This is a genomic window from Bacillus sp. FSL K6-1012 (assembly GCF_037964915.1).
GTDB classification, from domain to species: Bacteria; Bacillota; Bacilli; order Bacillales; family Bacillaceae; genus Bacillus; species Bacillus halotolerans.
The window spans coordinates 3,528,737-3,553,227 of the sequence record NZ_CP150175.1 but is presented as its reverse complement, the minus strand read 5'-3'; the positions used below and the strand labels follow the sequence as shown (position 1 = coordinate 3,553,227).

Annotated in this window: 21 protein-coding genes, 1 pseudogene and 1 other annotated feature; of the genes and pseudogenes, 18 read left to right on the top strand and 4 right to left on the bottom strand. The window is 45.8% G+C overall.

Going from position 1 to position 24,491, the window contains the following annotated elements:
• Positions 1 to 219: a protein YvfG gene (yvfG, locus tag NSS75_RS18445; RefSeq protein ID WP_024122922.1), complete on the bottom strand. Its 219-nt coding sequence runs from the start codon at positions 217 to 219 to the stop codon at positions 1 to 3.
• 79 nt (positions 220 to 298) lie between these two features.
• On the opposite strand from yvfG, the gene rpoN reads away from it, so the two are divergent.
• On the top strand, positions 299 to 1,609 hold the full coding sequence (rpoN, locus tag NSS75_RS18440; RefSeq protein WP_024122921.1) for an RNA polymerase factor sigma-54: 1,311 nt from the start codon (positions 299 to 301) through the stop codon (positions 1,607 to 1,609).
• 26 nt (positions 1,610 to 1,635) lie between these two features.
• Here rpoN and lutP read toward each other — a convergent pair whose 3' ends face one another.
• Positions 1,636 to 3,327, bottom strand: a complete 1,692-nt coding sequence (lutP, locus tag NSS75_RS18435) for an L-lactate permease LutP (protein WP_024122920.1) — start codon at positions 3,325 to 3,327, stop codon at positions 1,636 to 1,638.
• A 224-nt stretch (positions 3,328 to 3,551) separates the two neighbouring features.
• Between lutP and lutR the strand changes: the two genes are divergently transcribed.
• The 7 genes from lutR to NSS75_RS18400 all read left to right on the top strand — a co-directional run bounded on the left by lutR (position 3,552) and on the right by NSS75_RS18400 (position 12,438).
• Positions 3,552 to 4,274, top strand: coding sequence for an L-lactate utilization/bacilysin biosynthesis transcriptional regulator LutR (gene lutR / locus NSS75_RS18430; RefSeq protein ID WP_024122919.1), 723 nt, complete (start codon positions 3,552 to 3,554; stop codon positions 4,272 to 4,274).
• A 172-nt stretch (positions 4,275 to 4,446) separates the two neighbouring features.
• Positions 4,447 to 5,439 (top strand): LacI family DNA-binding transcriptional regulator, encoded by a 993-nt coding sequence (locus NSS75_RS18425; RefSeq protein WP_024122918.1) that lies wholly within the window; start codon positions 4,447 to 4,449, stop codon positions 5,437 to 5,439.
• A gap of 149 nt (positions 5,440 to 5,588) precedes the next feature.
• A complete protein-coding gene (locus NSS75_RS18420; protein WP_103671295.1) occupies positions 5,589 to 6,854 on the top strand; it encodes an extracellular solute-binding protein in 1,266 nt (421 codons plus the stop codon).
• Positions 6,855 to 6,893: 39 nt separating this feature from the next.
• Entirely contained in the window at positions 6,894 to 8,150 is a 1,257-nt protein-coding gene (gene ganP / locus NSS75_RS18415; protein ID WP_024122916.1) for an arabinogalactan oligomer ABC transporter permease GanP, read from the top strand.
• A gap of 3 nt (positions 8,151 to 8,153) precedes the next feature.
• Positions 8,154 to 9,005 (top strand): arabinogalactan oligomer ABC transporter permease GanQ, encoded by an 852-nt coding sequence (gene ganQ, locus NSS75_RS18410; RefSeq protein ID WP_024122915.1) that lies wholly within the window; start codon positions 8,154 to 8,156, stop codon positions 9,003 to 9,005.
• Between the two features lie 18 nt (positions 9,006 to 9,023).
• Positions 9,024 to 11,087: a beta-galactosidase gene (locus tag NSS75_RS18405; protein WP_339237693.1), complete on the top strand. Its 2,064-nt coding sequence runs from the start codon at positions 9,024 to 9,026 to the stop codon at positions 11,085 to 11,087.
• 64 nt (positions 11,088 to 11,151) lie between these two features.
• Positions 11,152 to 12,438 (top strand): arabinogalactan endo-beta-1,4-galactanase, encoded by a 1,287-nt coding sequence (locus NSS75_RS18400; RefSeq protein ID WP_339234324.1) that lies wholly within the window; start codon positions 11,152 to 11,154, stop codon positions 12,436 to 12,438.
• 49 nt (positions 12,439 to 12,487) lie between these two features.
• On the opposite strand, the gene NSS75_RS18395 is transcribed toward NSS75_RS18400, so the two are convergent.
• Both NSS75_RS18395 and NSS75_RS18390 read right to left on the bottom strand, forming a co-directional pair.
• Positions 12,488 to 13,687 (bottom strand): SpoIIE family protein phosphatase, encoded by a 1,200-nt coding sequence (locus tag NSS75_RS18395; RefSeq protein ID WP_213418002.1) that lies wholly within the window; start codon positions 13,685 to 13,687, stop codon positions 12,488 to 12,490.
• Between the two features lie 29 nt (positions 13,688 to 13,716).
• Positions 13,717 to 14,529, bottom strand: coding sequence for an alpha/beta hydrolase (locus NSS75_RS18390; protein ID WP_339234320.1), 813 nt, complete (start codon positions 14,527 to 14,529; stop codon positions 13,717 to 13,719).
• A gap of 307 nt (positions 14,530 to 14,836) precedes the next feature.
• On the opposite strand from NSS75_RS18390, the gene NSS75_RS18385 reads away from it, so the two are divergent.
• From NSS75_RS18385 to NSS75_RS18340, 10 genes and pseudogenes are all read left to right on the top strand, one after another.
• The gene (locus NSS75_RS18385) at positions 14,837 to 15,739 is read left to right on the top strand and encodes an ABC transporter ATP-binding protein (protein WP_101864758.1); all 903 of its coding nucleotides are present in this window, start codon (positions 14,837 to 14,839) and stop codon (positions 15,737 to 15,739) included.
• Position 15,740: 1 nt separating this feature from the next.
• Positions 15,741 to 16,478, top strand: coding sequence for an ABC transporter permease (locus NSS75_RS18380; protein WP_024122909.1), 738 nt, complete (start codon positions 15,741 to 15,743; stop codon positions 16,476 to 16,478).
• Between the two features lie 3 nt (positions 16,479 to 16,481).
• Positions 16,482 to 17,597 (top strand): sensor histidine kinase, encoded by a 1,116-nt coding sequence (locus NSS75_RS18375; protein ID WP_339234316.1) that lies wholly within the window; start codon positions 16,482 to 16,484, stop codon positions 17,595 to 17,597.
• A gap of 16 nt (positions 17,598 to 17,613) precedes the next feature.
• Positions 17,614 to 18,216, top strand: a complete 603-nt coding sequence (yvfU, locus tag NSS75_RS18370; protein WP_024122907.1) for a two-component system response regulator YvfU — start codon at positions 17,614 to 17,616, stop codon at positions 18,214 to 18,216.
• A gap of 77 nt (positions 18,217 to 18,293) precedes the next feature.
• A pseudogene (locus NSS75_RS18365) lies at positions 18,294 to 18,421 on the top strand (DUF2812 domain-containing protein); the annotation flags it as partial.
• 229 nt (positions 18,422 to 18,650) lie between these two features.
• On the top strand, positions 18,651 to 19,367 hold the full coding sequence (gene lutA / locus NSS75_RS18360; protein WP_213417999.1) for a lactate utilization iron-sulfur protein LutA: 717 nt from the start codon (positions 18,651 to 18,653) through the stop codon (positions 19,365 to 19,367).
• Between the two features lie 27 nt (positions 19,368 to 19,394).
• Positions 19,395 to 20,834 carry a lactate utilization iron-sulfur protein LutB gene (gene lutB, locus NSS75_RS18355; protein WP_095712986.1) on the top strand — a complete coding sequence of 480 codons (1,440 nt, stop codon included), beginning with the start codon at positions 19,395 to 19,397 and terminating at the stop codon, positions 20,832 to 20,834.
• The gene (gene lutC, locus NSS75_RS18350) at positions 20,834 to 21,556 is read left to right on the top strand and encodes a lactate utilization protein LutC (protein WP_101859923.1); all 723 of its coding nucleotides are present in this window, start codon (positions 20,834 to 20,836) and stop codon (positions 21,554 to 21,556) included. Before lutB ends, lutC begins: the two co-directional genes overlap by 1 nt.
• Positions 21,557 to 21,662: 106 nt before the next feature.
• Positions 21,663 to 22,697 (top strand): glycosyl hydrolase family 18 protein, encoded by a 1,035-nt coding sequence (locus tag NSS75_RS18345; protein WP_257988142.1) that lies wholly within the window; start codon positions 21,663 to 21,665, stop codon positions 22,695 to 22,697.
• A 97-nt stretch (positions 22,698 to 22,794) separates the two neighbouring features.
• Positions 22,795 to 23,033 (top strand) — a binding site (T-box leader).
• 69 nt (positions 23,034 to 23,102) lie between these two features.
• Positions 23,103 to 24,446 (top strand): amino acid permease, encoded by a 1,344-nt coding sequence (locus NSS75_RS18340; RefSeq protein WP_101859925.1) that lies wholly within the window; start codon positions 23,103 to 23,105, stop codon positions 24,444 to 24,446.
• Positions 24,447 to 24,491 lie beyond the last annotated feature (45 nt).

Sequence of the window (24,491 nt, the reverse complement as noted above, 5' to 3'; positions counted from 1 at the left end):
TTATTTTGATTCTCCGCGTTTTACTTTGTTGTAGGCTTCATCTAAATGCTGAATCCGCTTCAGGACAACTGAGTTTTTTGTCAGCTGATCCTGCACAAGTGTTGAAACGACAGAACGGTAGTAGCTGTTCATTGCGTGGATCTTATCCTCAGACGGGTTCATTTCAATATGCTGCTTTAAGTTTTCAATAAAATACGGTACAGAAAAAAGTTCAGACATTTCTTTTGGCAGCTCCTTTTTCATAAATGTATACGGTGTCATCCCAATCATGTACAATGAAGAAAGGGGAGTGAGCAAGATGGATATGAAACTTCAGCAAGTACAAGTACTAAAGCCTCAACTGACACAGGAGCTCAGGCAGGCCATTACGCTGCTTGGCTATCATTCGGCGGAACTGGCCGAATACATTGATGAGCTCTCACTGGAAAACCCTCTTATTGAACGAAAGGAAACAGACACACCGCCACTATCTTACCATAAAACAAACAAAAACAGGATCAGCAGGCAGGAGGCGGGCCTTCAATTAAGCAATCCGCAAAAAACACTGCAGGATGTCCTCAAACAGCAGTCACTGGATATGAATCTGTCAAACACTGAAAAAAAGATTTTTAATTATCTGATACATTCGCTTGATTCAAACGGATATCTGGAGGAAGATGTGGAGGAGGCAGCCCGGCGCCTGTCTGTTTCGGCAGAGGAAGCGGAAGCGGTTCTGAGAAAACTACAGTCGCTTGAACCAGCGGGAATCGGCGCAAGATCTCTTCAAGAGTGTATTCTGCTGCAATTACAGCGTCTCCCGAACAGAAATGAACAGGCAGAACTGCTTGTTTCAGAACACTTTGATGTATTTGCGCAAAAAAACTGGAAAGCGCTTTCAAAAGAAACTGGAATCCCGCTTCACGCGATTCAGGATATTTCTGATAAAATTGCTGCGCTTCACCCAAGACCCGGCCTTCTGTTTGCCAGTCCGGAGCAGGATATGTATATTGAACCTGACATTTTCATCATCGTTAAAAACGGCCAGATCACAGCGGAACTGAACAGCCGCTCGTTCCCGGAGATTGAGCTGCATCCGCAGTACAGGCCGCTTCTATCGTCGGGCGCCTGTCAGGATACGGTTTCCTATTTATCTGCGAAATATCAGGAGTGGCGCTGGCTGAGCCGCGCGCTGAAGCAGCGGAAGCAGACGATCACCAGAATTGTAAATGAGCTGACCGCGCGTCAAAAAGATTTTTTCCTGAAAGGGCGGAGCGCCATGAAGCCGCTGACACTGAGAGAGGTGGCGGATTGTCTGGGCCTGCATGAATCAACCATCAGCCGGGCCATTAAAGGGAAAACGATACAAACGCCTTACGGATTGTTTGAGATGAAGATGTTCTTCTCAGGAAAAGCAGAGGCCTCTGGGGATGGCGATACATCCAACTATGCGGTCAAAACGCATCTTCAAGCATTGATTCAGCAAGAGGATAAAACAAAACCCCTCTCAGATCAAAAGCTTGCCGACCTGTTATATGAACAGCACCGCATCCAAATCTCCAGACGCACAGTGGCGAAATACCGCGATCAATTGAACATTCCGTCATCGGCAGCAAGAAAACGGTACAAATAAAATCCTCCCTGTAAGGGAGGATTTTTTTACGGGATCATCCAGCTGAAAAACTGGTGCTGCAAAAAGGTGATGATACAGACGAGCAGCAGCAAAAACAAGCTGTGCTTGATCGTAAAGCGGAAAAGATCCGACTCCTTCCCGGCGAGTCCGACTGCCGCACACGCGACCGCGATCGACTGCGGGGAAATCATTTTGCCGGTGACGCCGCCTGATGAATTGGCCGCGACCGATAGGACAGGGTCCATTCCGACCGACAAGGCCGTTACTTTCTGCAGGTTTCCAAACAGCAGGTTAGCCGACGTATCCGAGCCGGTAATAAAGACGCCGAGCCAGCCGAGAACCGGCGAAAAGAAGGTAAACATCGAGCCTGTCAGCGCCAGCGTCATGCCGAGCGTCGTGCTCATTCCCGAGGAGTTGGTGACATATGCAAAACCAACGACCGAGGCGATCGTTAAAATCGGAAACTTCAATTCCTGCAGTGTTTCGCTAAAAACAGCTCCCCATTCTTTCCACGAAATGGACGTGATGAATTTTGACAGCACTGCGGCAATTAAAATCGCGGTTCCTGCCGAACCGAGCACCTCAAGCTTATAAACCGCTTCAATCGGAGTGCCGTCAGCATTGACGATCTGATTGTTCAAAAAAGGCACCCCAGGAGCAAACGTCAGCTGTTCTCCAATCACATTCAGCCATTTTAAGACAACGGCTGTGCCTTCGTAATGCCCTGTCAGCGCGGATTTGACCGAAGGAATGCCCCAAACAGAAATCATCACCGTCAGCAGCAGAAACGGCGACCAGGCCTTAAAAATCTGCCCCCCGGTGTAAGCCGGTGCATCAGGGTGCAGTTTTGCCGCTTCAATCGCGGCGGCCGATTCCTGCTCCCCCGCAAACCGGAATGTCTTCTTCGGCTTCCACCATTTTAAAAACACAGCTAGCGCAGCCATCGACACTAGCGCCGACAAAACATCCGGCAGCTCCGGCCCCAGAAAGTTGGAGCTGAGATACTGAACAGCGGCAAAGGAAACACCGGAAACAAGAATCGCCGGCCATACCTCAAAGGCTTTCCTGAATCCGCTCATAATGATAATTAAATAAAGAGGAATAAATACAGATAAAAACGGCAGCTGCCGCCCGACCATTTGAGAAATCTCCATCGCCGGAATCCCTGTCGGCCCTTCTACAGCTGTAATCGGAATTCCAATCGCCCCGAAGGCTACTGGCGCCGTATTGGCAATCAAACAGATCCCCGCCGCATAAAGAGGGTTAAAACCGAGGCCGACAAGCAGTGCGGCCGAAATCGCGACCGGCGCCCCGAAGCCCGCCGCTCCTTCTAAAAAAGCCCCGAATGAGAAAGCGATCAGCAGCGCCTGAAGCCGGCGGTCATCGGTAATGGAGAGAACAGAGCTGCGAATAATATCAAACTGTCCCGTTTTTACAGTGATTTTATACAAAAAAACAGACGTCACAATGATCCAGCCGATTGGCAGAATGCCGTATACGGCTCCTTGTGTAGCGGACATCAGCGCTTTTTCCGCCGGCATCCCGTAAATCAATACAGCAATCAGCAGCGCGATTCCCAAGGTGGACAATCCCGCCGTATACCCCTTCATTCGTTTAATTGCGAGTGCCCAGAAAAAGAAAATAATCGGTACAAGTGCGGCAAGCGCAGATAAAAGCAAATTTCCCCCTATAGGCGTATATGCCTGTGTCCATTGCATCCCAAACCCCTCCTTCAAACATAACTGGCTATGTGTAAGCGGTTTCTAAAGATGATATGATCATCTGATGACTAGATAATAAGACCAGTTACCTAGCATTATATTTTGAAAAAAATCAAAGTACAAGACTTTTTGACGAAATTGTCTAAATCTTTTGGCGGCGCCCAAAAGGGAGTATAATAGATCGTAAACAGCCAGACCTACAAGTTGCGGGGTGAATTGCATTGAAATATAAACAGATTAAAACAAAAAAGATATATGAAGAAGTAGCGGATGCATTATTAGATATGATCAAAACCGGCCAACTGAAGCCGGGGGATAAATTAGACTCCGTGCAGGCGCTTTCTGAAAGCTTTCAAGTCAGCCGTTCAGCGGTGCGCGAAGCGCTTTCCGCATTAAAAGCGATGGGGCTTGTCGAAATGAAACAGGGAGAAGGCACCTATCTGAAGGAGTTTGAACCTGATCAAATTTCTCAGCCTCTGTCAGCCGCCCTTTTAATGAAAAAAGAAGATGTCAAACAGCTGCTCGAGGTCAGAAAGCTGCTTGAAATCGGCGTGGCTTCATTAGCTGCCGAAAAACGGACAGAAGAGAATCTCCAAAGCATTCATGCGGCGTTAAAGGAAATGGGGGAGATCGAAGCAGACGGGGAGCTAGGTGAAAAAGCAGACTTCGCCTTTCATTTGGCACTCGCTGACGCTTCACAAAACGATCTGCTCAAACATCTGATGAATCACGTATCATCATTGCTGCTGGAAACGATGAGAGAAACGCGGAAAATCTGGCTGTTTTCCAAGAAGACCTCGGTACAGCGGCTTTATGAGGAGCATGAACGGATTTATAATGCCGTGGCTGCCCAAGACGGAGCACAGGCGGAAGAAGCGATGCTGGCACACTTGACGAATGTGGAAGATGTCCTTTCGGGATATTTTGAGGAAAACGTGCAATAACCGACTCATTTCCCGGGCAATTCTGCTGGTGCATACAAACAACCAAGACTGAGCTGTAATGGTTCAGTCTTATTTACATTGTGCGGCTGACACAGCTTGACATTTACGAAAAAGGAAGTAAAATATTTTACTAAAACGACCACTGGCATGTTTGAAAATGGAGGCAGATATAATGGCGACAATAAAAGATATCGCACAAGCCGCGGGATTTTCGATTTCAACCGTTTCCCGTGTTTTAAATAACGATGAGAGCCTTTCTGTACCGGACGAGACGCGTGAAAAGATATATGAAGCCGCGGAGAAACTTAATTATCGCAAGAAAACTGTAAGGCCTCTGGTGAAACACATTGCTTTTTTATATTGGCTGACAGATCAAGAGGAGCTGGAAGATGTCTATTTCAAAACAATGAGATTAGAAGTAGAGAAATTGGCGAAAACCTTCAATGTCGACATGACGACCTATAAAATAACGGACGGTATTGAATGCATTCCAGCTCATACAGAAGGTTTTATTGCCGTGGGCACCTTTTCTGATAAAGAATTAGCGTTTCTCAGAAATCTGACGGAGAACGGCGTTTTTATTGACTCTTCCCCTGATCCCGACCATTTTGATTCGGTAAGGCCGGACTTAGCGCAAATGACGAAGAGAACGGTAAACATCCTAGTTGAAAAAGGGCATAAGAATATCGGATTTATTGGCGGCACGTACAAAAATCCGAACACGAATCAAGATGAAATGGATATTCGTGAAAAAACGTTCCGATCCTATATGCAGGAAAAAGGGATGCTGGACGAGCGCTATATTTTATGCCACCGCGGCTTCTCCGTCGAAAATGGCTACCGCCTGATGACTAAAGCGATTGAAGCATTGGGTGATCAGCTTCCGACCGCCTTTTTTATCGCGGCAGACCCGATTGCGGTCGGCTGTCTGCAGGCCCTGAATGAAAAAGGAATCGCGATACCAAACAGAGTGAGCGTCGTGAGCATCAATAACATCAGCTTTGCCAAGTACGTCTCTCCGCCGCTGACGACCTTTCATATTGATATCAAGGAACTATGTAAAAACGCTGTGGAATTATTGCTTGAGCAAGTGCTGGAAAAGCGGAAAACAGTTAAAACGTTATATATGGGAGCTGAATTAATCGTCAGAAAGAGCATGAATTAAATCGTTTCAAAATGGCTTAGTATTCTAAGTCATTTTTTTGTTTGGTAAAAAAATTTACTTAGAAGAGTAAATAGTTTGTTTACACATTTTCTCAGTCATGCTATATTATTTTTAAAGCGCTTTCATATAATACGGAAGGGTGACAATTGATGAAAATGATAAAAAAGTACGCCGGTGTCATGCTCTGCGCGGCTGTCAGTTTATCTTTAGCCGCCTGCGGACCGCAGGAAAGCAGCAGCGAAAAAACAAGTTCAAAGGGCTCAGAGCTTGTCGTGTGGGAGGATAAAGAAAAAAGCATCGGCATTAAAGACGCTGTTGCCGAATTTGAAAAAGAACATGATGTAAAGGTCAAAGTTGTTGAAAAACCTTATGCCCAGCAGATTGAAGATTTGCGTATGGACGGCCCGGCCGGCACAGGGCCTGACGTGTTAACAATGCCCGGTGACCAGATCGGAACGGCTGTCACAGAGGGATTAATCAAAGAATTAAACGTTGAAAAGGATGTTCAATCGCTCTACACAGACGCATCCATTCAATCTCAAATGGTGGATCAGAAGATTTATGGCCTGCCTAAAGCCGTCGAAACAACAGTGCTTTTTTATAACAAAGATCTCATCTCAGAGGACGAATTGCCGCAAACGCTGGAAGAGTGGTACGACTACTCTAAAAAAACGGCTGATGGCAGCAAATTTGGATTTTTAGCCTTATTTGATCAAATTTATTACGCGCAAAGTGTCATGGGCGGGTACGGCGGATATATCTTTGGAAAGGATAAGGATGGAAACGATGATCCGTCTGATCTTGGAATCAATAATGAAGGCGCTGTCAAAGGTGCTGAGCTGATTCAGAAGTTTTATCAAGACGGCTTATTCCCGGCTGGCATTGTCGGAGAGCAGGGAATCAATGTACTCGAATCACTGTTTACAGAAGGAAAGGCTGCTGCGATTATCTCAGGCCCGTGGAATGTAGAAGCCTTTTCGAAAGCGGGAATTGATTATGGCATCACCAAGCTTCCGAAGCTGGAAAACGGCAAAAACATGAGCTCCTTTATCGGCGTCAAAAGCTACAATGTCAGCGCATTTTCAAAACATGCAGAGCTGGCGCAAGAGTTAGCCGTTTTTCTGACAAATGAAACGAATTCCAAAAAACGATATGAACAAACGAAAGAAGTTCCGGCCGTTCAATCATTAGCGAGTGACAAGGCGATCATGAAAAGCGAAGCGGCACGGGCGGTCACCGAACAATCCCGCTTCTCAGAGCAGACGCCGAATATACCGGAAATGAATGAAATATGGACCCCGGCTGATTCGGCATTACAAACGATTGCAACAGGAAAAGCGGACCCGAAAAAAGCCTTAGATCAGGCTGCCGAAACAGCCAAAGGGCAGATGAAGGCAAAGCATAGCGGAACATAAAGAGAAAAGTAGATTTGTATTGTAAGAGAGGTGAAAACGGTGCAGCATCGTAAAGTCGCTTTGTTATTGTCAATCATTCCGGGCCTTGGTCAATTCTACAACAAACAATGGATTAAAGGCCTCCTGTTTCTCCTCTTGGGCGCATCGTTTTTTGCGGTATTTGGAGATTTGCTGAATATGGGGCTTTGGGGAATCTTTACGCTGGGAACAGAGGTGCCGCGGGATAACTCGGTGTTTCTGCTGGCGGAAGGCATTATCGCTGTCATTGTGACATGCTTTGGACTTGCGGTATATTATGTGAATTTGCGAGACGCTTATCAAAGCGGAAAACGCCGTGATGAAAAGAGGCCCTTGAGCTCTCTCAAGGAACAATATCAAAATATCGTCGCTCAGGGCTATCCATATGTCGTCAGCGGGCCATCTCTGTTTATTTTAGTTTTCGCGGTGATTTTTCCCATCTTATTCAGCTTTGCCTTAGCTTTTACAAACTATGATTTATATCATTCTCCTCCTGCTAAATTAGTAGATTGGGTTGGTTTTCAAACCTTCACTGATATTTTTACTGTCGATATTTGGCGCTCGACCTTTTTTGATGTGCTGGCTTGGACGGTGGTGTGGACGCTTTGTGCTTCCACTCTGCAAGTCAGTCTGGGGATATGGCTGGCGATCATTGTGAATCAGAAAGACATCCGGTTTAAACGGTTTTTCCGGACTATTTTGATTTTGCCATGGGCTGTTCCCGGATTTGTCACGATTTTAATTTTTGCCGGTTTGTTTAACGATAGTTTCGGCGCAATGAATCATGACATCTTGGCTTTCTTTGGCATTGATCCGCTTCCGTGGATGACAGATGCGAATTGGTCGAGGCTGGCGCTGATCCTCATGCAAGGCTGGCTTGGTTTTCCGTATATCTTCCTTGTTTCAACGGGTGTTTTGCAATCGATTCCTGAAGATCTTTATGAAGCGGCGACAATTGATGGTGCTTCCATCTTCTCAAAGCTGAGATACATCACGCTCCCGATGGTGTTCATTGCGATGGCTCCGATTATCATTACGCAATTCACATTTAATTTTAATAACTTCAATATTATTTATCTTTTCAATGGAGGCGGTCCGGCTGTTGCGGGATCAACAGCCGGCGGAACAGATATCCTCGTATCGTGGATTTATAAATTGACGATGCAGTCCAGCCAATATTCCCTTGCGGCTGCTTTAACCATTTTATTGTCTGTGTTTGTGATCGCCATTGCATTGTGGCAATTCAGACAGACGAAGTCTTTTAAAGAGGAGGGCTGAGACATGCTGGCAGATATGAAGGTCAGAAAATTTATGCGGCTCCTTTTCTCTTACTTGTTTTTAGCCTGCATGGCGGTCATCATTGTGTATCCTCTCCTTTGGACGGCAGGCGCCAGCTTTAATCCCGGCAACAGTTTAATCAGTACATCCCTCATTCCGAAGAATCCGACATTTGACCACTACAAAGAATTATTTGCGGGCAAAGAAAGCCTTCAATATGTGCAGTGGTATATCAATTCGATAAAAATCAGCCTGTTTACGATGGCTGGCTCACTGATCTGTGTGACGTTTACGGCCTATGCGTTTTCCCGCTTTCGGTTTAAAGGGAGGAAATACGCATTAACGCTCTTTTTATTGCTGCAAATGATTCCTCAGTTTTCTGCATTGATCGCCTTGTTTGTGCTGGCTCAAATGTTAGGAATGATCAACAGCCATTGGCTGCTGATCCTGCTTTATATCGGCGGCCTGATCCCGATGAATACGTACTTGATGAAAGGATATATGGATTCCATTCCGATTGATTTAGACGAAAGCGCAAAGATTGACGGGGCAAGCAGCACGAGGATCTTTTTGCAGATCATCCTGCCTTTGTCAAAACCGATGGCGGCAGTGGTTGCGATGAATGGATTTACCGGCCCGCTCGGAGATTTTGTTTTGTCATCAACGATATTGAGAACACCTGAATCATATACATTGCCCGTAGGCTTATTCAATTTAGTCAATGATGTCATGGGAGCAAGCTATACGACATTTGCGGCGGGTGCCTTGCTCATCAGCATACCGGTTGCCGTCATCTTTATCATGCTGCAAAAGAATTTTGTGTCCGGATTAACCGCAGGCGGAACGAAAGGATAAGAGAATAAGGGGGAGAAAATCATGTCAAAGCTTGAAAAAAAGCACGTTACAAAAGCGAAGTTTATGCTCCACGGAGGAGACTACAACCCTGATCAATGGCTGGATCGGCCGGATATTTTAGCCGACGATATAAAGCTGATGAAGCTTTCCCATACCAATACGTTTTCTGTCGGCATTTTTGCATGGAGTGCGCTTGAGCCGGAGGAAGGTGTATATCAATTTGAATGGCTTGATGATGTTTTTGACCGTATCCACAGTATCGGCGGCCGTGTCATTTTAGCAACGCCGAGCGGAGCGCGTCCTGCCTGGCTGTCGCAAACCTACCCTGAAGTGCTGCGGGTCAATGCCTCCAGAGTGAAACAGCTGCACGGAGGCCGGCATAACCACTGCCTGACGTCCAAGGTCTATCGTGAAAAAACGCGGCACATCAACCGTTTATTAGCAGAAAGATACCGCGGACATCCGGCGCTTTTTATGTGGCATATTTCCAACGAATATGGAGGAGAATGCCACTGTGACCTATGCCAGAACGCTTTCAGAGAGTGGCTGAGAATGAAATATGACAATAGTCTCAAGGTATTGAATAACGCGTGGTGGACGCCGTTTTGGAGTCATACATTTAATGACTGGTCACAAATTGAAAGCCCTTCCCCGATTGGAGAAAATGGCTTGCACGGCCTGAACTTGGACTGGCGCCGGTTTGTCACGGATCAAACCATTTCCTTTTATGAAAATGAAATTGTACCGCTGAAAGAGCTGACGCCGGACATTCCGATAACAACGAATTTTATGGGTGATACACCAGATTTAATTCCTTATCAGGGTCTCGACTACAGCAAATTTGCAAAGCATGTGGATGTTATCAGCTGGGACGCTTATCCTGTGTGGCACAATGATTGGGAAAGCACAGCAGATTTGGCGATGAAGGTCGGCTTTATCAATGATCTGTACCGAAGCCTGAAGCAGCAGCCCTTTTTATTAATGGAGTGTACGCCTAGCGCTGTCAATTGGCATAACGTCAATAAAGCAAAGCGCCCCGGCATGAACCTGCTTTCATCTATGCAAATGATTGCCCACGGATCAGACAGCGTCCTCTATTTCCAATTTCGAAAATCACGAGGATCATCGGAAAAACTGCATGGGGCGATTGTGGATCATGACAACAGCACAAAGAACCGTGTCTTTCAAGAAGTGGCAAAAGTCGGGGAGACATTGGAACAGCTGTCTGAAGTCGTTGGAACGAAGAGACCGTCTGAAGCTGCTATTTTGTATGATTGGGAAAATAATTGGGCGCTTGAGGACGCTCAGGGATTTGCAAAAGCGACAAAGCGTTATCCGCAAACACTGCAGCAGCATTACCGCACATTCTGGGAACAGGATATCCCGGTCGACGTCATTACAAAAGAACAAGATTTTTCAGCGTATAAGCTGCTGATCGTCCCCATGCTGTATGTAATCAGTGAAGAAACCATTTCGCGATTAAAGAAGTTTACGGCTAACGGCGGAACCTTGGTGATGACCTATATCAGCGGAATCGTCAACGAGCATGACTTAACGTATACAGGCGGCTGGCACCCAGACTTGCAAACGATATTTGGAATTGAGCCGCTCGAAACAGATACGCTGTATCCGAAAGACCGAAATGCCGTCAGCTACCGCAATCAAACGTATGAAATGAAAGATTATGCAACGGTGATCGAATTGAAAGCCGCAACGGCAGAGGGTGTGTATCAGGATGACTTTTATGCGCATACCCCTGCGGTTACAAGCCATCGATATGAACAAGGAAAAGCGTATTTTATCGGCGCGCGTTTAGAGGATCAATTTCACCGGGATTTTTATCAAAGTTTGATAAAAGAACTGTCTTTGTCTCCGGTTTTTCCGGTTAAGCATGGTAAAGGCGTCTCCGTACAGGCGAGACAGGATCAGCACAATGACTATATCTTCATCATGAATTTTACGGAACAACAGCAGCTGGTTTCGTTTGATAAGCGTGTGAAGGATATCGTTACTGGTGAAATGCTTTCAGGAGACCTGATCTTGGAAAAATATGAAGTGAGAATTGTCGTGAACTCACATTGAGGTGTGCCTCCGCTCTATATGGGCGGGGTCTTTTTTGAAATCGCTTACGTGAGAGGGTGGAAATATGAAAAGCAGAATCATCGTGCTGTTAGCCGCTGTCATCGTCTGGAGCGGGATCGGAAGTTCGACGGGATATGCCGCCGCAGAGGGGGAGAAATATGTGTCAGAGCTTCAGGCAAATAACCTTTTTGTTAAAAAGGTAGCGGGCATGAACAAGGACTTTATCAAAGGAGTTGACGTGTCGAGCATTATTGCTTTAGAAAACAGCGGTGTAACCTTTTACAATGCAAGCGGAAAACGTCAGGACATCTTTACAACCTTAAAGCAAGCAGGTGTCAACTATGTCCGCGTCCGCATTTGGAATGACCCGTATAACGCTTATGGCAATGGTTATGGGGGAGGCAATAATGATGTTCAAAAAGCCATCCAAATCGGAAAAAGAGCAACCGCGAACGGGATGAAGCTGCTGGCAGACTTTCATTATTCCGATTTCTGGGCAGATCCTGCAAAACAAAAGGTGCCAAAGGCTTGGGCGAACTTAAGCTTCGAAGCTAAGAAAGCGAAGCTCTATGGATTTACAAAACAAAGTCTGCAAGCCATGGTCAAGGAAGGCATTGATATCGGTATGGTACAGGTCGGAAACGAAACAACAGGAGCATTTGCCGGGGAAACGGATTGGAAGAAGATGAGTCAATTATTCAATGAAGGAAGCCGGGCAGTCAGGGAAACAAATCGTGACATATTGGTCGCGCTGCATTTCACCAACCCAGAAACGTCGGGACGATATTCATATATTGCTGAAACCCTCAACAAAAACAAAGTCGATTATGATGTATTTGCCAGCTCATATTATCCATTCTGGCACGGTACGTTACACAATTTGTCCTCCGTGCTGAAAGCTGTTGCGGATACGTACGGCAAAAAAGTCATGGTGGCGGAAACGTCATACACCTATACGGCTGAAGACGGAGACGGACATGAAAACACAGCGCCTAAAAGCGGTCAGACGCTGCCATACCCGATTTCAGTGCAAGGCCAGGCAAATGCCGTAAGAGATGTGATGGACGCAGTGGCAAAGACAGGAACAGCCGGATTGGGCGTTTTTTATTGGGAGCCTGCGTGGATTCCGGTCGGCCCGAAGACGCAATTGGAGAAAAATAAAACGATATGGGAAACATATGGTTCCGGATGGGCCTCCAGCTATGCAGCCGAATACGATCCTGAAGACGCAGGTAAGTGGTATGGAGGAAGTGCAGTGGATAATCAAGCTTTGTTTGATTTCAACGGACATCCGCTGCCATCATTACAGGTATTCAAATACGCGGAAACAGGCCATATCCCGAAAAAATAATGAAAATCCATGAGGTGTAACAACGCATTGTTATCTCTCATGGATTCTTTTATTTTACATCTACTAAAATAAAACACTCATCATCGTTTTTGGGCTCAGCTTGAAGAGATGAGAGGATTTTGTTTTTCAGCTCAGCTATAGGCAAATCAGGATGATTCTTTATTAAACGGTGTAAATAACATGATGCCGTCGGGTCCATCACACCGTCTGTATACAGAAGCAGCCTTCCGCCGCGTGTATAGTGAAGGCTGCTTGACTGAAACACCGCTTCTTCAAACATCCCAATCGGCGGTGCGGTTGCGTCCAGCGTTGATTGGGTTCCCTCGGCATCCTGCCATAATGCGGGCGGATGGCCCGCGTTGACATAATCAATTCTTTGCCGGTCTGTATCAATGATGAGGCAAATAGCGGTACAGTAATGCCTTGCTTCCTCGTCGTTTTGAAACAAACTGTGAAGATGGTAGTCTAGTTCCTTCATGACTTTGTCGGGACTGATCCCTTGTGTCATTAATCGCTGGAATAAAGGATGGAGGGACATCGTAACTAATGCAGAAGAAATGCCGTGTCCCATCACATCAAGGAGGATCAAGCCGTAGCGGTGCTCATCGATTTGATAAAATCCATATAAGTCGCCTGATAAGTCACTGGATGCTTTATAATACGAATCAATCTGAATTTGATCATTCAAGATCGGCTCGGTCAATGAATTTTCTTGAATCTTTCTGGCGAGTTCAAGCTCTCTTTTTGTATTCGATCTGAATTGCTGATTTTGCTTATTGATCGCAAGAAGCTCTTCTTGTTTCACCTTCAGCGTCTGCAAAGCAATTTCCAGCTCCGCATTTGCTTTCTGTTTGGCGAGCAATGCTTCCTCAGCCGCGTTTCTGGCAATCAGCAGCTCATTTTCATATTCGTTTCGCTTCCGCATCGGAATGACAACGCATTCTGTTACAGCGGCTTCCTGATCCGCTCTCCGAACTGCGTTTACAAGGACGGGGACTTCTTCCCCATTGTTTGTTTCCAGGGAGATGTACATTTCTTCAATGTGTTGTTCAAGCTGCAAAAGCGGAACAAAATAAAGCTGATAAAAAAGCTTTGCAGGAACGGTTAAAAGAGCATTGACATGCTGGCCGATCACCTGTTCCGATTCGTAATCAAGAATCTTAAGCAAGGTGTGATTGACAGCTAAAATTGTACCCTCTTCTGATAAAGTAAGGAAACCGCATGGTGCATGATTCAATTGTTGATCCATTCAGAGGGTCACCTCTATCCCTTTCGTTCCTAAATCACGTATGCGTTCAAATAATCGCTGATCAGCTGTATCGTCTCTTCGGGATGGCTCATATGCGGGCAGTGCCCTTGAGCCTTCATCTGTTTCAGTGTGCTGTAAGGGAGATGCCTGTGCATATACTCACCTACTGCCGACGGTGCAATGACATCATTCGAACATTGCAGAATAAGTGAAGGCACGGTCACCTTTGGAAGATCCCTTCGATGATCTGAAAAAAACGCCGCCTTCGCGAATTGCCGTGCAATGATAGGATCAGTAGAACAAAAACGGCTTTCCAGCTCTTCCTTAATTTCTGGCCGATCTGGCTGATTCAATACGGTTGCCGCAAAAACGGTTGCCCAGCCTATGTAGTTTTTCTCCATCATATCTATTAACCCAAGGAGCTGCTCTTCCTCAAAACCCCCGTAATACTCAGGCGGATGATTTAAATAGCAAGGAGAAGGCCCCACCATAATCAGTTGTGAAAAAAGCTCGGGACGTCGTAATGATGCAAGCATGCCAATCACAGCCCCGACAGAATGCCCCACAAAAACGGCTTTTGACAGATCTAACGCTTCACAAACATCCAGAACATCCTGGGCATAGCCGTCAAGTGTGCGGTAACGATCCATATCATATGCGTGCAAATCAGAATTTCCCGCACCTACATAATCAAATAGAATCAGCTGGTATTCGTCTTCAAAGGCAGGAACTACGGCATCCCACACGCTTTGATCACACCCGAATCCAGGTGCAAATACAATTGGTGTTGTGCCGTTCCCCCTCACCTTCACATGATTCCTAGTCAAAATAGCTTGATCCATAGTCGGCTCCTTTCAGCTAAAACGACATGAAGATTAATATGTATATCATACCACTTCAAGGCCTGAATTGCGGGCTTTCTATGAAAGTAAATAGGCGTCTTGCAGAAAGAGGACATGCGGCATGGAGAGCTGGATTGATTGGAAGATGTAGCGGAAGGATTGCCTAGGTGCCGGATATAATATAAAGCGGTAATATCATCTGAATGACACAAATGACATTTGTCATCTCAAATCATGACACCCCTTACTAAAATCATCTGATCCGGTATTTTACAATCAATGTAAGCAATCAGGAGGTGCTCATAAAATGAATGAGGTTGTGTCAGTAAGAAATGTCACAAAACATTTTCAGCAAAAAACAGCAGTGAAGAACATTCATTTCAGCATAGGAAAAGGAGAAATCGTGGCCATCCTTGGCCCGAATGGCGCAGGGAAGACAACAGCGATCTCTATGATGCTGGGATTGCTGAAGCCAAGTGAGGGTGAAATCAAATTATTTAACCGTCAGCCTGATGAAAAACAGGTGCGTGAAAAAATCGGTACCATGCTGCAGGAAGTAAGTGTCATGCCGGGATTAAAGGTCTGCGAAACCCTCGAGCTTATCCGCAGTTATTATCCCCATCCATTATCCATGAAAGAGCTTGTCTCGCTGACAGCACTCACAAAAGAAGATTTGAAAACACCGGCAGAGAAATTATCCGGCGGACAAAAACGCCGTCTGAGCTTTGCTTTGGCACTTGCCGGCAATCCGGAGTTACTTGTATTTGATGAACCGACTGTCGGAATGGACACGACATCAAGACACCAGTTTTGGAAGACAGTGAACAGCTTGGCGGATCAAGGAAAGACCATTATTTTTTCAACTCATTATTTACAGGAAGCAGATGATGCCGCGCAGCGCATTTTGTTTTTTGCTGAAGGACGGCTTGCCGCAGACGAAACGCCGAAGCAAATCAGAGCAAGGATTCAGAAGCAGTCTGTTTCCTTTAAGGTTTCATCGGATGAATCATTGGAAAAGCTTTATCGGCATCCGGAAGTAGAACGAGTGACTCAAAAGCATCAGCGAGTCAGCATTCAAACGTCAAATACTGATAAAGTGTTAGCGCTCATCTTTCAAGAAAACATCAATGCACGTGATATTCGTATCGAACAAGGAACGCTCGATGAGGCATTTCGACAGCTTGCTGACGGGAACAGGGAGGCGATGTGAGATGAACATGCTGCGGAAACAGTGCATAGCTGAAATGAAAAGGGTGCTCAGGAATAAATACTTTGTGTTTTGGTCGCTTGTTATGCCGATTGCCTTTTACTATCTCTTTACAAACGTAGTGAATACCAATGTTCCTGACAAGGATGCCTGGAATGCCCATTATTTAATGTCAATGACCACCTTCAGCGTAATGGGTTCGTCTATGATGACGCTTGGAATCCGTTTGGTACAAGAACGGGCACAAGGCTGGTCAGTTTTTATCCGCATCACGCCTCTGCCGGATCATATTTATTTGGCGGCTCAGATGATCGGGCAAAGTGTCATTCATCTTTTATCTATTACTGTCATCTTTCTTGCCGGCGCCATCATAAACGGCATTGACTTGTCACCGTTTGAATGGGTCATGAGCGGGCTTTGGATTTTAATTGGGGCATTTCCGTTTTTAGCGTTAGGGACATTAATCGGTCTCATGAGAAAAGTAGAAACGGCAGCCGGGGTCAGTAATGTGCTTTACATGCTGCTGGCGATAAGCGGGGGCATGTGGATGCCGATCGAGGTCATGCCGGACATATTGAAAAACATAGGTCAATGGCTCCCGTCTTATCATTTTGGGAGCGGAGCGTGGGCTCTTGTTCAAGGCGAGCTTCCAACCTGGAAAAATATTCTGATGTTAATCGCTTATTTAGTGATCTTCATGCTACTATTTAAGTATATAAGAAGAAAACAAGAAGCGGTGTAATACATGAAACTCATAAATTCCATATTTCCAAAGCATTTCGGTTTTTTCCCTTATATCTTTTTGGTGTATACCATTATGCCGTTTCTTTCTTTATTGAGAGAATCAGGCAGCAAACAAGTGCTGGGATATGGCATGCTGCTCCTATTTGTTGTGACATATCGTCAATTGTTCGTCAGTGCGGACAGACCTTCATTTACGTATTGGTTATGCGCGCAAATGGCCATTATTTTTATTTATAGTTTGTTTTATCATATCAGCTATATTTATTTAGGGTTTTTCCCGGCAAACTTTGTGGGCTATTACCGTGAGAAAACGAAGTTCAACCGTGCTTTCTTTGGGCTTGTCTTCATGCTGATATTTCCTTGCCTGTATCATTTTCTGGCGGATTCGGCTTCGATCAGGGAGCTGTTTTCTGTTCTTCCGTTTCTGGTCATTATGCTGATTTCTCCCTTCGGAATTCGTTCCATGTTTCGAAGAATAGAGCTTGAAAAAAAGCTTGACCAAGCCAACGAACATATAAAGGAACTCACTAAAAGAGAGGAACGTGTTCGGATAGCCCGCGATCTTCATGATACACTCGGCCATACCCTCTCGCTCCTCACGTTAAAAAGCCAGCTGATTCAGCGGCTGGCGGCAGCAGATGCAGAACGGACCAAGCTTGAAGCAAAAGAAATGGAAACAAGCTCGCGTGCGGCACTCAAACAAGTTCGTGAGCTTGTAGCGGATATGAGAACGGTCACCATGACGGAGGAGCTAGCCAACATTCGGCACATTTTAAGAGCGGGTAATATTACTTTTCAATACGAAGGGACCGAAGATTTTTCAGACATATCCCCCGTCACTCAAAATATTGTCAGTATGTGTATGCGGGAGGCAGTGACAAATATCATCAAGCACAGCAAAGCGACCCATTGTGCAGTCACCATTTCTCAATATGCCGACAAAATGACCGTTCTCATACGGGATGACGGAACAGGAGCGGTGAAGGAGAAGATGTTTGGGAATGGATTGCGGGGAATGGAAGAGCGGCTGATGTTTATTGACGGAGAGATGACTCTTTCAGACCATAACGGAACGGTGTTGACACTGACGATTCCGCTCATTAGAAAAGCAGAATGATAGGAGGACGAAATAGATGATTCGTCTGTTTATTGCTGAGGATCAGCGAATGCTTTTAGGCGCTCTGGGATCCTTGCTTGACCTGGAAGAGGATATGAAGGTCATCGGACAAGCGTTAAATGGAGAAGAGGCGCTGAAAGCCATTCTCAGGCTGGAGCCGGATGTCTGCATCATGGACATTGAAATGCCGGTTCACAGCGGGCTGGAGGTTGCAGAGGAGCTAATGAAAAAAGGCTGTAAAAGCAAGGTCATTATTCTGACAACCTTTGCCCGCCCAGGATATTTTGAACGCGCCGTCAAAGCCGGTGTACACGGATATCTTTTGAAGGATGGGGAAATTGACGATCTGGCAGATGCCATACGAAAGTGTGTAAAGGGAAAACGGATGTTCAGCCCGGAATTAACCTTCAACATGATTCGTGATGAAAATCCGCTGACTGTAAGAGAACAAGAAATACTGCGGCTGGCTGCTTTAGGCAAGACAACAAAAGACATCACACTTGAACTCTATTTATCTCAAGGCACAGTCCGAAACTATATTTCAGAAATCATCCAAAAACTGAATGCGAAAAATCGGACAGAAGCGGCTAGTATTGCTGAGGAGAAAGGATGGATTTAATGAGGAACCTGGTTAATCATACATAACCAGGTTCCTTTTTATTTACATGGTTATTTTTGGTTGGTCTATTTGTCCGCAAAAGCTTGTACTATACACCAGGGTTATGGGATATGTCAGGTTCAGCGTTCATCGGTGCTTTTTTGTTTGAAACCCTTTTGCGCTAATGAGAGGAGGCGCGGGTTGGATCGTCCTTCTCAGTGCTCTTTCGTTCCTTTATCTCTTTGTGAAAACATATAAGAAATACGCAGGAACATTAAAAAGCAATATCAGCCCTTTTGAACGCTCTGTCCTATGTACAGGCGTTTTTTTATTGCTGAAATCATTAGAAAATGCTTTCAATTTTGTGTCCAAATAGTGTACGATATTGGTAAAAGCTTTAACTTCAGGTCATCAGATGACCAGATCATATATTGGGGATGAGAGAGGGGTTCATCATGAAAGTCTCACTTTTTGTCACTTGTCTTGTTGATATGTTTCAAACAAACGTAGGAAAAGCAACGGTAGAGCTGCTTGAGCGGCTCGGATGTGAGGTTGATTTTCCGGAGGGGCAGATCTGCTGCGGGCAGCCGGCTTACAACAGCGGTTACGTCAATGACGCCAAAAAAGCAATGAAACGAATGATTGAAACGTTTCAGGAGTCAGATTATGTCGTCAGTCCATCCGGTTCCTGCACCACAATGTTCAGGGAGTATCCGCACCTGTTTAAAGATGATCCGAAATGGGCGGATAAAGCGCAGAAGCTGGCGGATAAAACGTATGAATTAACAGATTTTATCGTCAACGTCCTTGGGGTAGAGGATGTCGGCGCGACCCTTCATAAAAAAGCGACCTTACATACGTCATGCCATATGACGAGGCTGCTTGGCGTATCTGAGGAGCCGATGAAACTGCTGAGCCATGTGAAGGGGCTTGAATTCACGTCACTTCCGGGGAAACACAACTGCTGCGGATTCGGAGGAACGTTCTCTGTTAAAATGGCGCAGATTTCTGAGCAGATGGTTGATGAGAAAGTCGCATGTGTGGAGGATACGGGAGCAGAGGTGCTCATCGGCGCTGACTGCGGCTGTTTGATGAATATCGGAGGTCGGCTTGATCGTAAGGACAAGAATGTCAAAGTGATGCACATCGCCGAAGTGCTCAACAGCAGATAACACTGGATACAGAGGGGGAAAAGGATCATGGCGATGAAAATCGGTACTGACGCTTTTAAAGAGCGGGTATCACAGGGGATCGATAATGAATTTATGAGAGGCGCTGTCTCGGGTGCGCAGGAGCGTCTGCGGACGAGACGGCTGGAAGCAGCCGAAGAGCTGGGAAACTGGGAAGAATGGCGTTCGTTATCTGAGGAGATCAGACAGCATGTCCTTGAAAATCTTGATTTTTATTTGGAGCAGCTTGCATCCAATGTATCAAGCAGAGGGGGACACGTTTATTTTGCTGAGACAGCTGAAGAAGCTTCCTCTTATATCCGCAGCGTGATTCAAAAGAAAAACGGCAAAAAAATCGTAAAGTCTAAATCTATGGTGACAGAAGAAATCAATCTGAATGAAGTGCTGGAGAAGGAAGGCTGCGAAGTCGTCGAAACTGACCTCGGCGAATATATTTTGCAGATTGATGATCACGACCCGCCGTCACATATTGTGGCACCGGCTCTTCATAAAAATAAAGAGCAGATTCGCGATGTGTTTAAAGAAAGACTGGACTATAAACACACAGAAAAACCGGAAGAGCTCGTCATGCATGCGCGCGGCATCCTTCGGAAAAAATTTCTGGAAGCCGATATCGGCATTACCGGCTGCAACTTTGCCATTGCCGACACGGGTTCAGTCAGCCTTGTAACCAATGAAGGAAACGGGCGGCTTGTCACGACATTGCCGAAAACACAAATTACTGTTATGGGAATGGAGCGCATTGTCCCGTCATTTTCCGAATTTGAAGTGCTTGTCGGCATGCTGACAAGAAGTGCTGTCGGACAGCGGCTGACGAGTTATATCACGGCCTTAACCGGCCCAAAACTGGAAGACGAAATCGACGGCCCGGAGGAATTCCATCTTGTCATTGTTGACAATGGCCGGTCCAACATTCTCGGCACCGAATTTCAGTCTGTGCTGCAATGTATCCGCTGTGCTGCCTGTATCAATGTCTGCCCTGTGTACCGCCATGTCGGCGGACACTCATACGGCTCGATCTATTCGGGGCCGATCGGGGCCGTTTTATCGCCGCTGCTCGGCGGTTATGACGATTATAAGGAGCTGCCGTACGCGTCTACACTGTGCGCGGCTTGTTCAGAAGCCTGCCCGGTCAAAATCCCGCTTCATGAGCTGCTTCTCAAGCATCGTCAGAACATCGTCGAAAAAGAAGGCAGAGCGCCGATCAGTGAAAAGCTTGCGATGAAAGCGTTCGGTCTTGGGTCTTCCTCTTTGTCGCTTTATAAAATGGGCTCAAAATGGGCGCCGGCCGCCATGACGCCTTTTACAGAGGATGACAAAATTTCAAAAGGGCCCGGCCCGCTTAAAGGCTGGACGCAAATCCGCGACTTCCCGGCACCGCATAAATCAAGATTCAGAGACTGGTTTACAGACAGAGAAACAAGTGAACGCACGAAGGAGGAGCAGTGATGACGAAGGGAACCATTCAGAATCAAGAGAGCTTTTTAAACCGGATCGCGTCACGCCTTGGCCGAGACAGAAGAACGGGTGGCGTGGCCGTCCCGGAGTGGGCGCATCAGCCGCAATATAAAACATTTGAAGGGTATTCGGCCGATGACTTAGTCACGGTGCTCAAAAACCATTGTGTCAAAATCCATACTGAGCTGATTGAGACGGATTCAATCGGTTTGTACGATGCCTTGCGCGAACAAGTCAGCCGGTTTTCCGGAGGGCCTGTCATCATTCCGAAGGACCCCCGGTTTGAGGCTTACGGTTTAAATAGCCTGCTCACCAAAGACTGGCCTGGTGAAGGAACGCAAGTCTGGGAATGGGATGCTGACCAAGGTGAAGAAAATATCAAAAAAGCGGAGCAAGCGAATGTGGGGATTACATTCAGTGAAATCACACTGGCCGAGTCGGGTACGGTTGTCCTTTATTCTTCAAAAGACATCGGCCGCTCTGTCAGTCTTCTGCCGACAACCTATATTGCCATTGTGCCGAAATCAAGCATAGTGCCGAGAATGACACAAGCCAGTGATATCATCCGGCAAAATATGGCTGACGGCATCACGGTTCCCTCATGCATTAACTACATTACAGGACCGAGCAACTCCGCCGACATCGAAATGGATTTGGTGGTCGGTGTTCACGGTCCGGTTAAAGCGGCTTATATTCTCGTATCTGACCGCTGATCTGAAAAAGCCCGGCAACTTATGCCGGGCTTTCTGCTTGAAAAAACTTCATTTTCCAAAAATTTGGCCGATGAGAAGAATATGACGTCAAAAAGGAGGGAACGAAATGAAAAAGTGGCTGATCATAGCTGTTTCACTAGCTATTGCGATCGTTCTGTTTATGTATACAAAAACAGAAGCAAAGGCTGCCGGTATGACATTAGGCTATACAACTGGGGATACGGCATCATACAATTCTCTTACGAAGTACCATAAATATATCAGCTCCATTGCCACTGATACGTTTGCGTTTGATAAAAACGGACGTGTGATTGGCGATGTCCCGAGCAAGCAGCTTACATACGCGAAGAAAAATAAAATCAAAACGTGGGCCGTCATTTCCAATTATAATGACGCTATTTATGATTTTGACGGAAACTTAGCGAATCGGGTCATGACTGACAAAACAGCGAGAAAACGATTCACAGACCAGCTCATTTCTTTGGCAAAAAAGCACCACTATTACGGAGTCAATATTGATTTTGAGGCAGTTAATCCGAAAGACCGTTCTGCATACTCAAGCTTCATTCAATATGTCTCACAAGCTTTGAAAAAGAAACATATCAAAACAATGGTTTCCGTTCCGGCCAAAAGCGCCGATGATAAAAACGATGACTGGAGCTGGCCGTATGATTATGCGAAAATCGGGAAATATGCCGACTATGTGCAAGTCATGACTTACGACGAACACGGCATTTGGGGCGAACCGGGCTCAGTGGCAAGCACAAGCTGGATCAAGCGCTCGCTGCAGTTTTCTGTCAAAAAAATCAAAGCAAACAAAGTGATCATGGGGGTCCCTGCGTACGGCTATGATTGGGATCTGAAAGACGGAAGCAGCAGCTCAGCGAAGGAATGGAATGACATCAAGTCCCTCATTAAGAAGCAGAAAGCAAAGCCGGCATTCAATAAAAAAACAGGTTCTATGACGTTTTCTTACACTGACAAAAAGAAACATAAACATGTCGTTTGGTATGAAAATGAAAAAACAATCGAAACAAAAAGCCGTCTGGCGAAACAATATAAAATAGCCGGTGTCTCTGTCTATGCTTTAGGACACGAATCGGAATCCTTCTGGAAGGCCATTCAGAAAGGGACAAAATAACAATTTCTTTTTTCTCGCAAGTTATTGACAGAGAAAAGAGAAGCACGTATATTATGTTAATATATTCAGATCATAAAATTTAAGTTTTTCAGAAAACTAAAACACATAGATTGGGAGCAGTAAAAGAAAGGTATCAGAACAGAGAGCTGCGGGATGGTGCGACGCAGCCTGATTCTTCTTTGAACTCGCCCGGGAGTGGTAGGACGAAACGGAATAGATTGAATATTCCCCATGTTTTAACGGCTAACCTTCGTTACAGGGTCAAAAAGCTGGATTCTTCTAGGAAGGATCAACAAGAGTGGTACCGCGGTCAGCCGAAGGCTCGTCGTCTCTTTATCTATTCGTATAGATAAGAGACGGCGGGCTTTTTTTGTTTTTGAAGACGAGAAGGAGAGGAAAAAGAGGATGAAAAAGGACAATCAGACGTTAAAACGCACGATGACGTCCCGCCATATTATGATGATGGCGCTGGGCGGTGCAATCGGAGCAGGTTTATTTAAAGGAAGCAGTTCGGCAATCGATGTGGCAGGGCCATCGGTCATTATCGCATACCTGCTCGGCGGCATTATTTTGCTGTTTATAATGCAGGGGCTCGCAGAAATGGCTGTGCGCAACCGAAACGCGAGAACCTTCCGTGATCTTGTACAGCAGGTGTTAGGAAATTACGCTGCATATTTCTTGGACTGGATCTACTGGAAAATGTGGGTGCTTAACATTGCGGCTGAGGCTGTTGTAGCTGCGATCTTTATTCAATATTGGCTGCCGGGCTGCCCGATCTGGGTGCTGGCATTAGCAATTTCTCTTGTTGTTACGATTGTGAACTTGCTTTCTGTAAAAATCTTCGCCGAAACTGAGTATTGGCTGGCTATGATCAAGATTACCGTTATTGTTATCTTTATTTTATTAGGATTGCTGCTCTTATTTGTATCATTCGGTGATCATACAGCGGCCGGGTTTTCGAATCTGACAGAGCACGGCGGATTTTTCCCGCACGGAGGCACCGGGCTGATCACAGCCATGCTTGTCGTCATCTATTCCTATGGCGGTACAGAAATTATCGGTGTGACGCTGGCTGAGACAAAAAATCCGGAACAGGTTGTCCCGAAAGCAGTCCGCAGCACATTAACACGGATTGTCGCATTCTACCTGCTTCCGTTTTTCATCATTGTCAGTCTGATCCCGTGGAATCAAGTGAATTCCGTTCCGGAAAGTCCTTTCGTGATGGTCTTTAAAATGGTTGGCATTCCGGGCGCGGATCATATCATGAACGCAGTCATCCTTTTGGCGATCATTTCTTCAATGAACTCAGGTTTATACGGATCATCACGCATTTTATATACACAGGCAACTGACGGAAGACTTCCGAAAATCTTTTCGAAGCTTTCATCGAAAAACGTCCCGATGTTTGCGATTCTGATGTGCACTTCTTCTCTATATATTGGCGTATTGATTTCTCTGTTCGCAGGAAGCCAAACGTTTAATTACTTAATGGGTTCATTGGGATATACCGTTTTATTCATTTGGCTGATCATCGGATTCGCCCATTTGAAATCGAGAAAAGAGCAAACTGAAACACCTGCTTATTATGTCAAATGGTTCCCGTACACGACATGGTTTGCGGTTCTGGCATTACTCGCCATTCTGATCGGGGTCATCATGACAACGTCAATTGTCATTACGCTCATCACTGCGGCGATCTACCTTTTGATTACAGTTGCATATTTGGTCAAAGGACGCAAGTATCAGTAAATAAGAAAAACCCTCTTGCCACAGGGACTGACCCCTGTTTTTGAG

Bases quoted from the DNA above. Each gene is read 5' to 3' on its own strand.
- yvfG (WP_024122922.1), bottom strand. From the start codon at position 219: ATGTCTGAACTTTTTTCTGTACCGTATTTTATTGAAAACTTAAAGCAG.
- rpoN (WP_024122921.1), top strand. From the start codon at position 299: ATGGATATGAAACTTCAGCAAGTACAAGTACTAAAGCCTCAACTGACA.
- lutP (WP_024122920.1), bottom strand. From the start codon at position 3,327: ATGCAATGGACACAGGCATATACGCCTATAGGGGGAAATTTGCTTTTA.
- NSS75_RS18425 (WP_024122918.1), top strand. From the start codon at position 4,447: ATGGCGACAATAAAAGATATCGCACAAGCCGCGGGATTTTCGATTTCA.
- NSS75_RS18420 (WP_103671295.1), top strand. From the start codon at position 5,589: ATGAAAATGATAAAAAAGTACGCCGGTGTCATGCTCTGCGCGGCTGTC.
- ganQ (WP_024122915.1), top strand. From the start codon at position 8,154: ATGCTGGCAGATATGAAGGTCAGAAAATTTATGCGGCTCCTTTTCTCT.
- NSS75_RS18400 (WP_339234324.1), top strand. From the start codon at position 11,152: ATGAAAAGCAGAATCATCGTGCTGTTAGCCGCTGTCATCGTCTGGAGC.
- NSS75_RS18395 (WP_213418002.1), bottom strand. From the start codon at position 13,687: ATGGATCAACAATTGAATCATGCACCATGCGGTTTCCTTACTTTATCA.
- NSS75_RS18390 (WP_339234320.1), bottom strand. From the start codon at position 14,529: ATGGATCAAGCTATTTTGACTAGGAATCATGTGAAGGTGAGGGGGAAC.
- NSS75_RS18385 (WP_101864758.1), top strand. From the start codon at position 14,837: ATGAATGAGGTTGTGTCAGTAAGAAATGTCACAAAACATTTTCAGCAA.
- NSS75_RS18380 (WP_024122909.1), top strand. From the start codon at position 15,741: ATGAACATGCTGCGGAAACAGTGCATAGCTGAAATGAAAAGGGTGCTC.
- NSS75_RS18375 (WP_339234316.1), top strand. From the start codon at position 16,482: ATGAAACTCATAAATTCCATATTTCCAAAGCATTTCGGTTTTTTCCCT.
- yvfU (WP_024122907.1), top strand. From the start codon at position 17,614: ATGATTCGTCTGTTTATTGCTGAGGATCAGCGAATGCTTTTAGGCGCT.
- lutA (WP_213417999.1), top strand. From the start codon at position 18,651: ATGAAAGTCTCACTTTTTGTCACTTGTCTTGTTGATATGTTTCAAACA.
- lutB (WP_095712986.1), top strand. From the start codon at position 19,395: ATGGCGATGAAAATCGGTACTGACGCTTTTAAAGAGCGGGTATCACAG.
- lutC (WP_101859923.1), top strand. From the start codon at position 20,834: ATGACGAAGGGAACCATTCAGAATCAAGAGAGCTTTTTAAACCGGATC.
- NSS75_RS18345 (WP_257988142.1), top strand. From the start codon at position 21,663: ATGAAAAAGTGGCTGATCATAGCTGTTTCACTAGCTATTGCGATCGTT.
- NSS75_RS18340 (WP_101859925.1), top strand. From the start codon at position 23,103: ATGAAAAAGGACAATCAGACGTTAAAACGCACGATGACGTCCCGCCAT.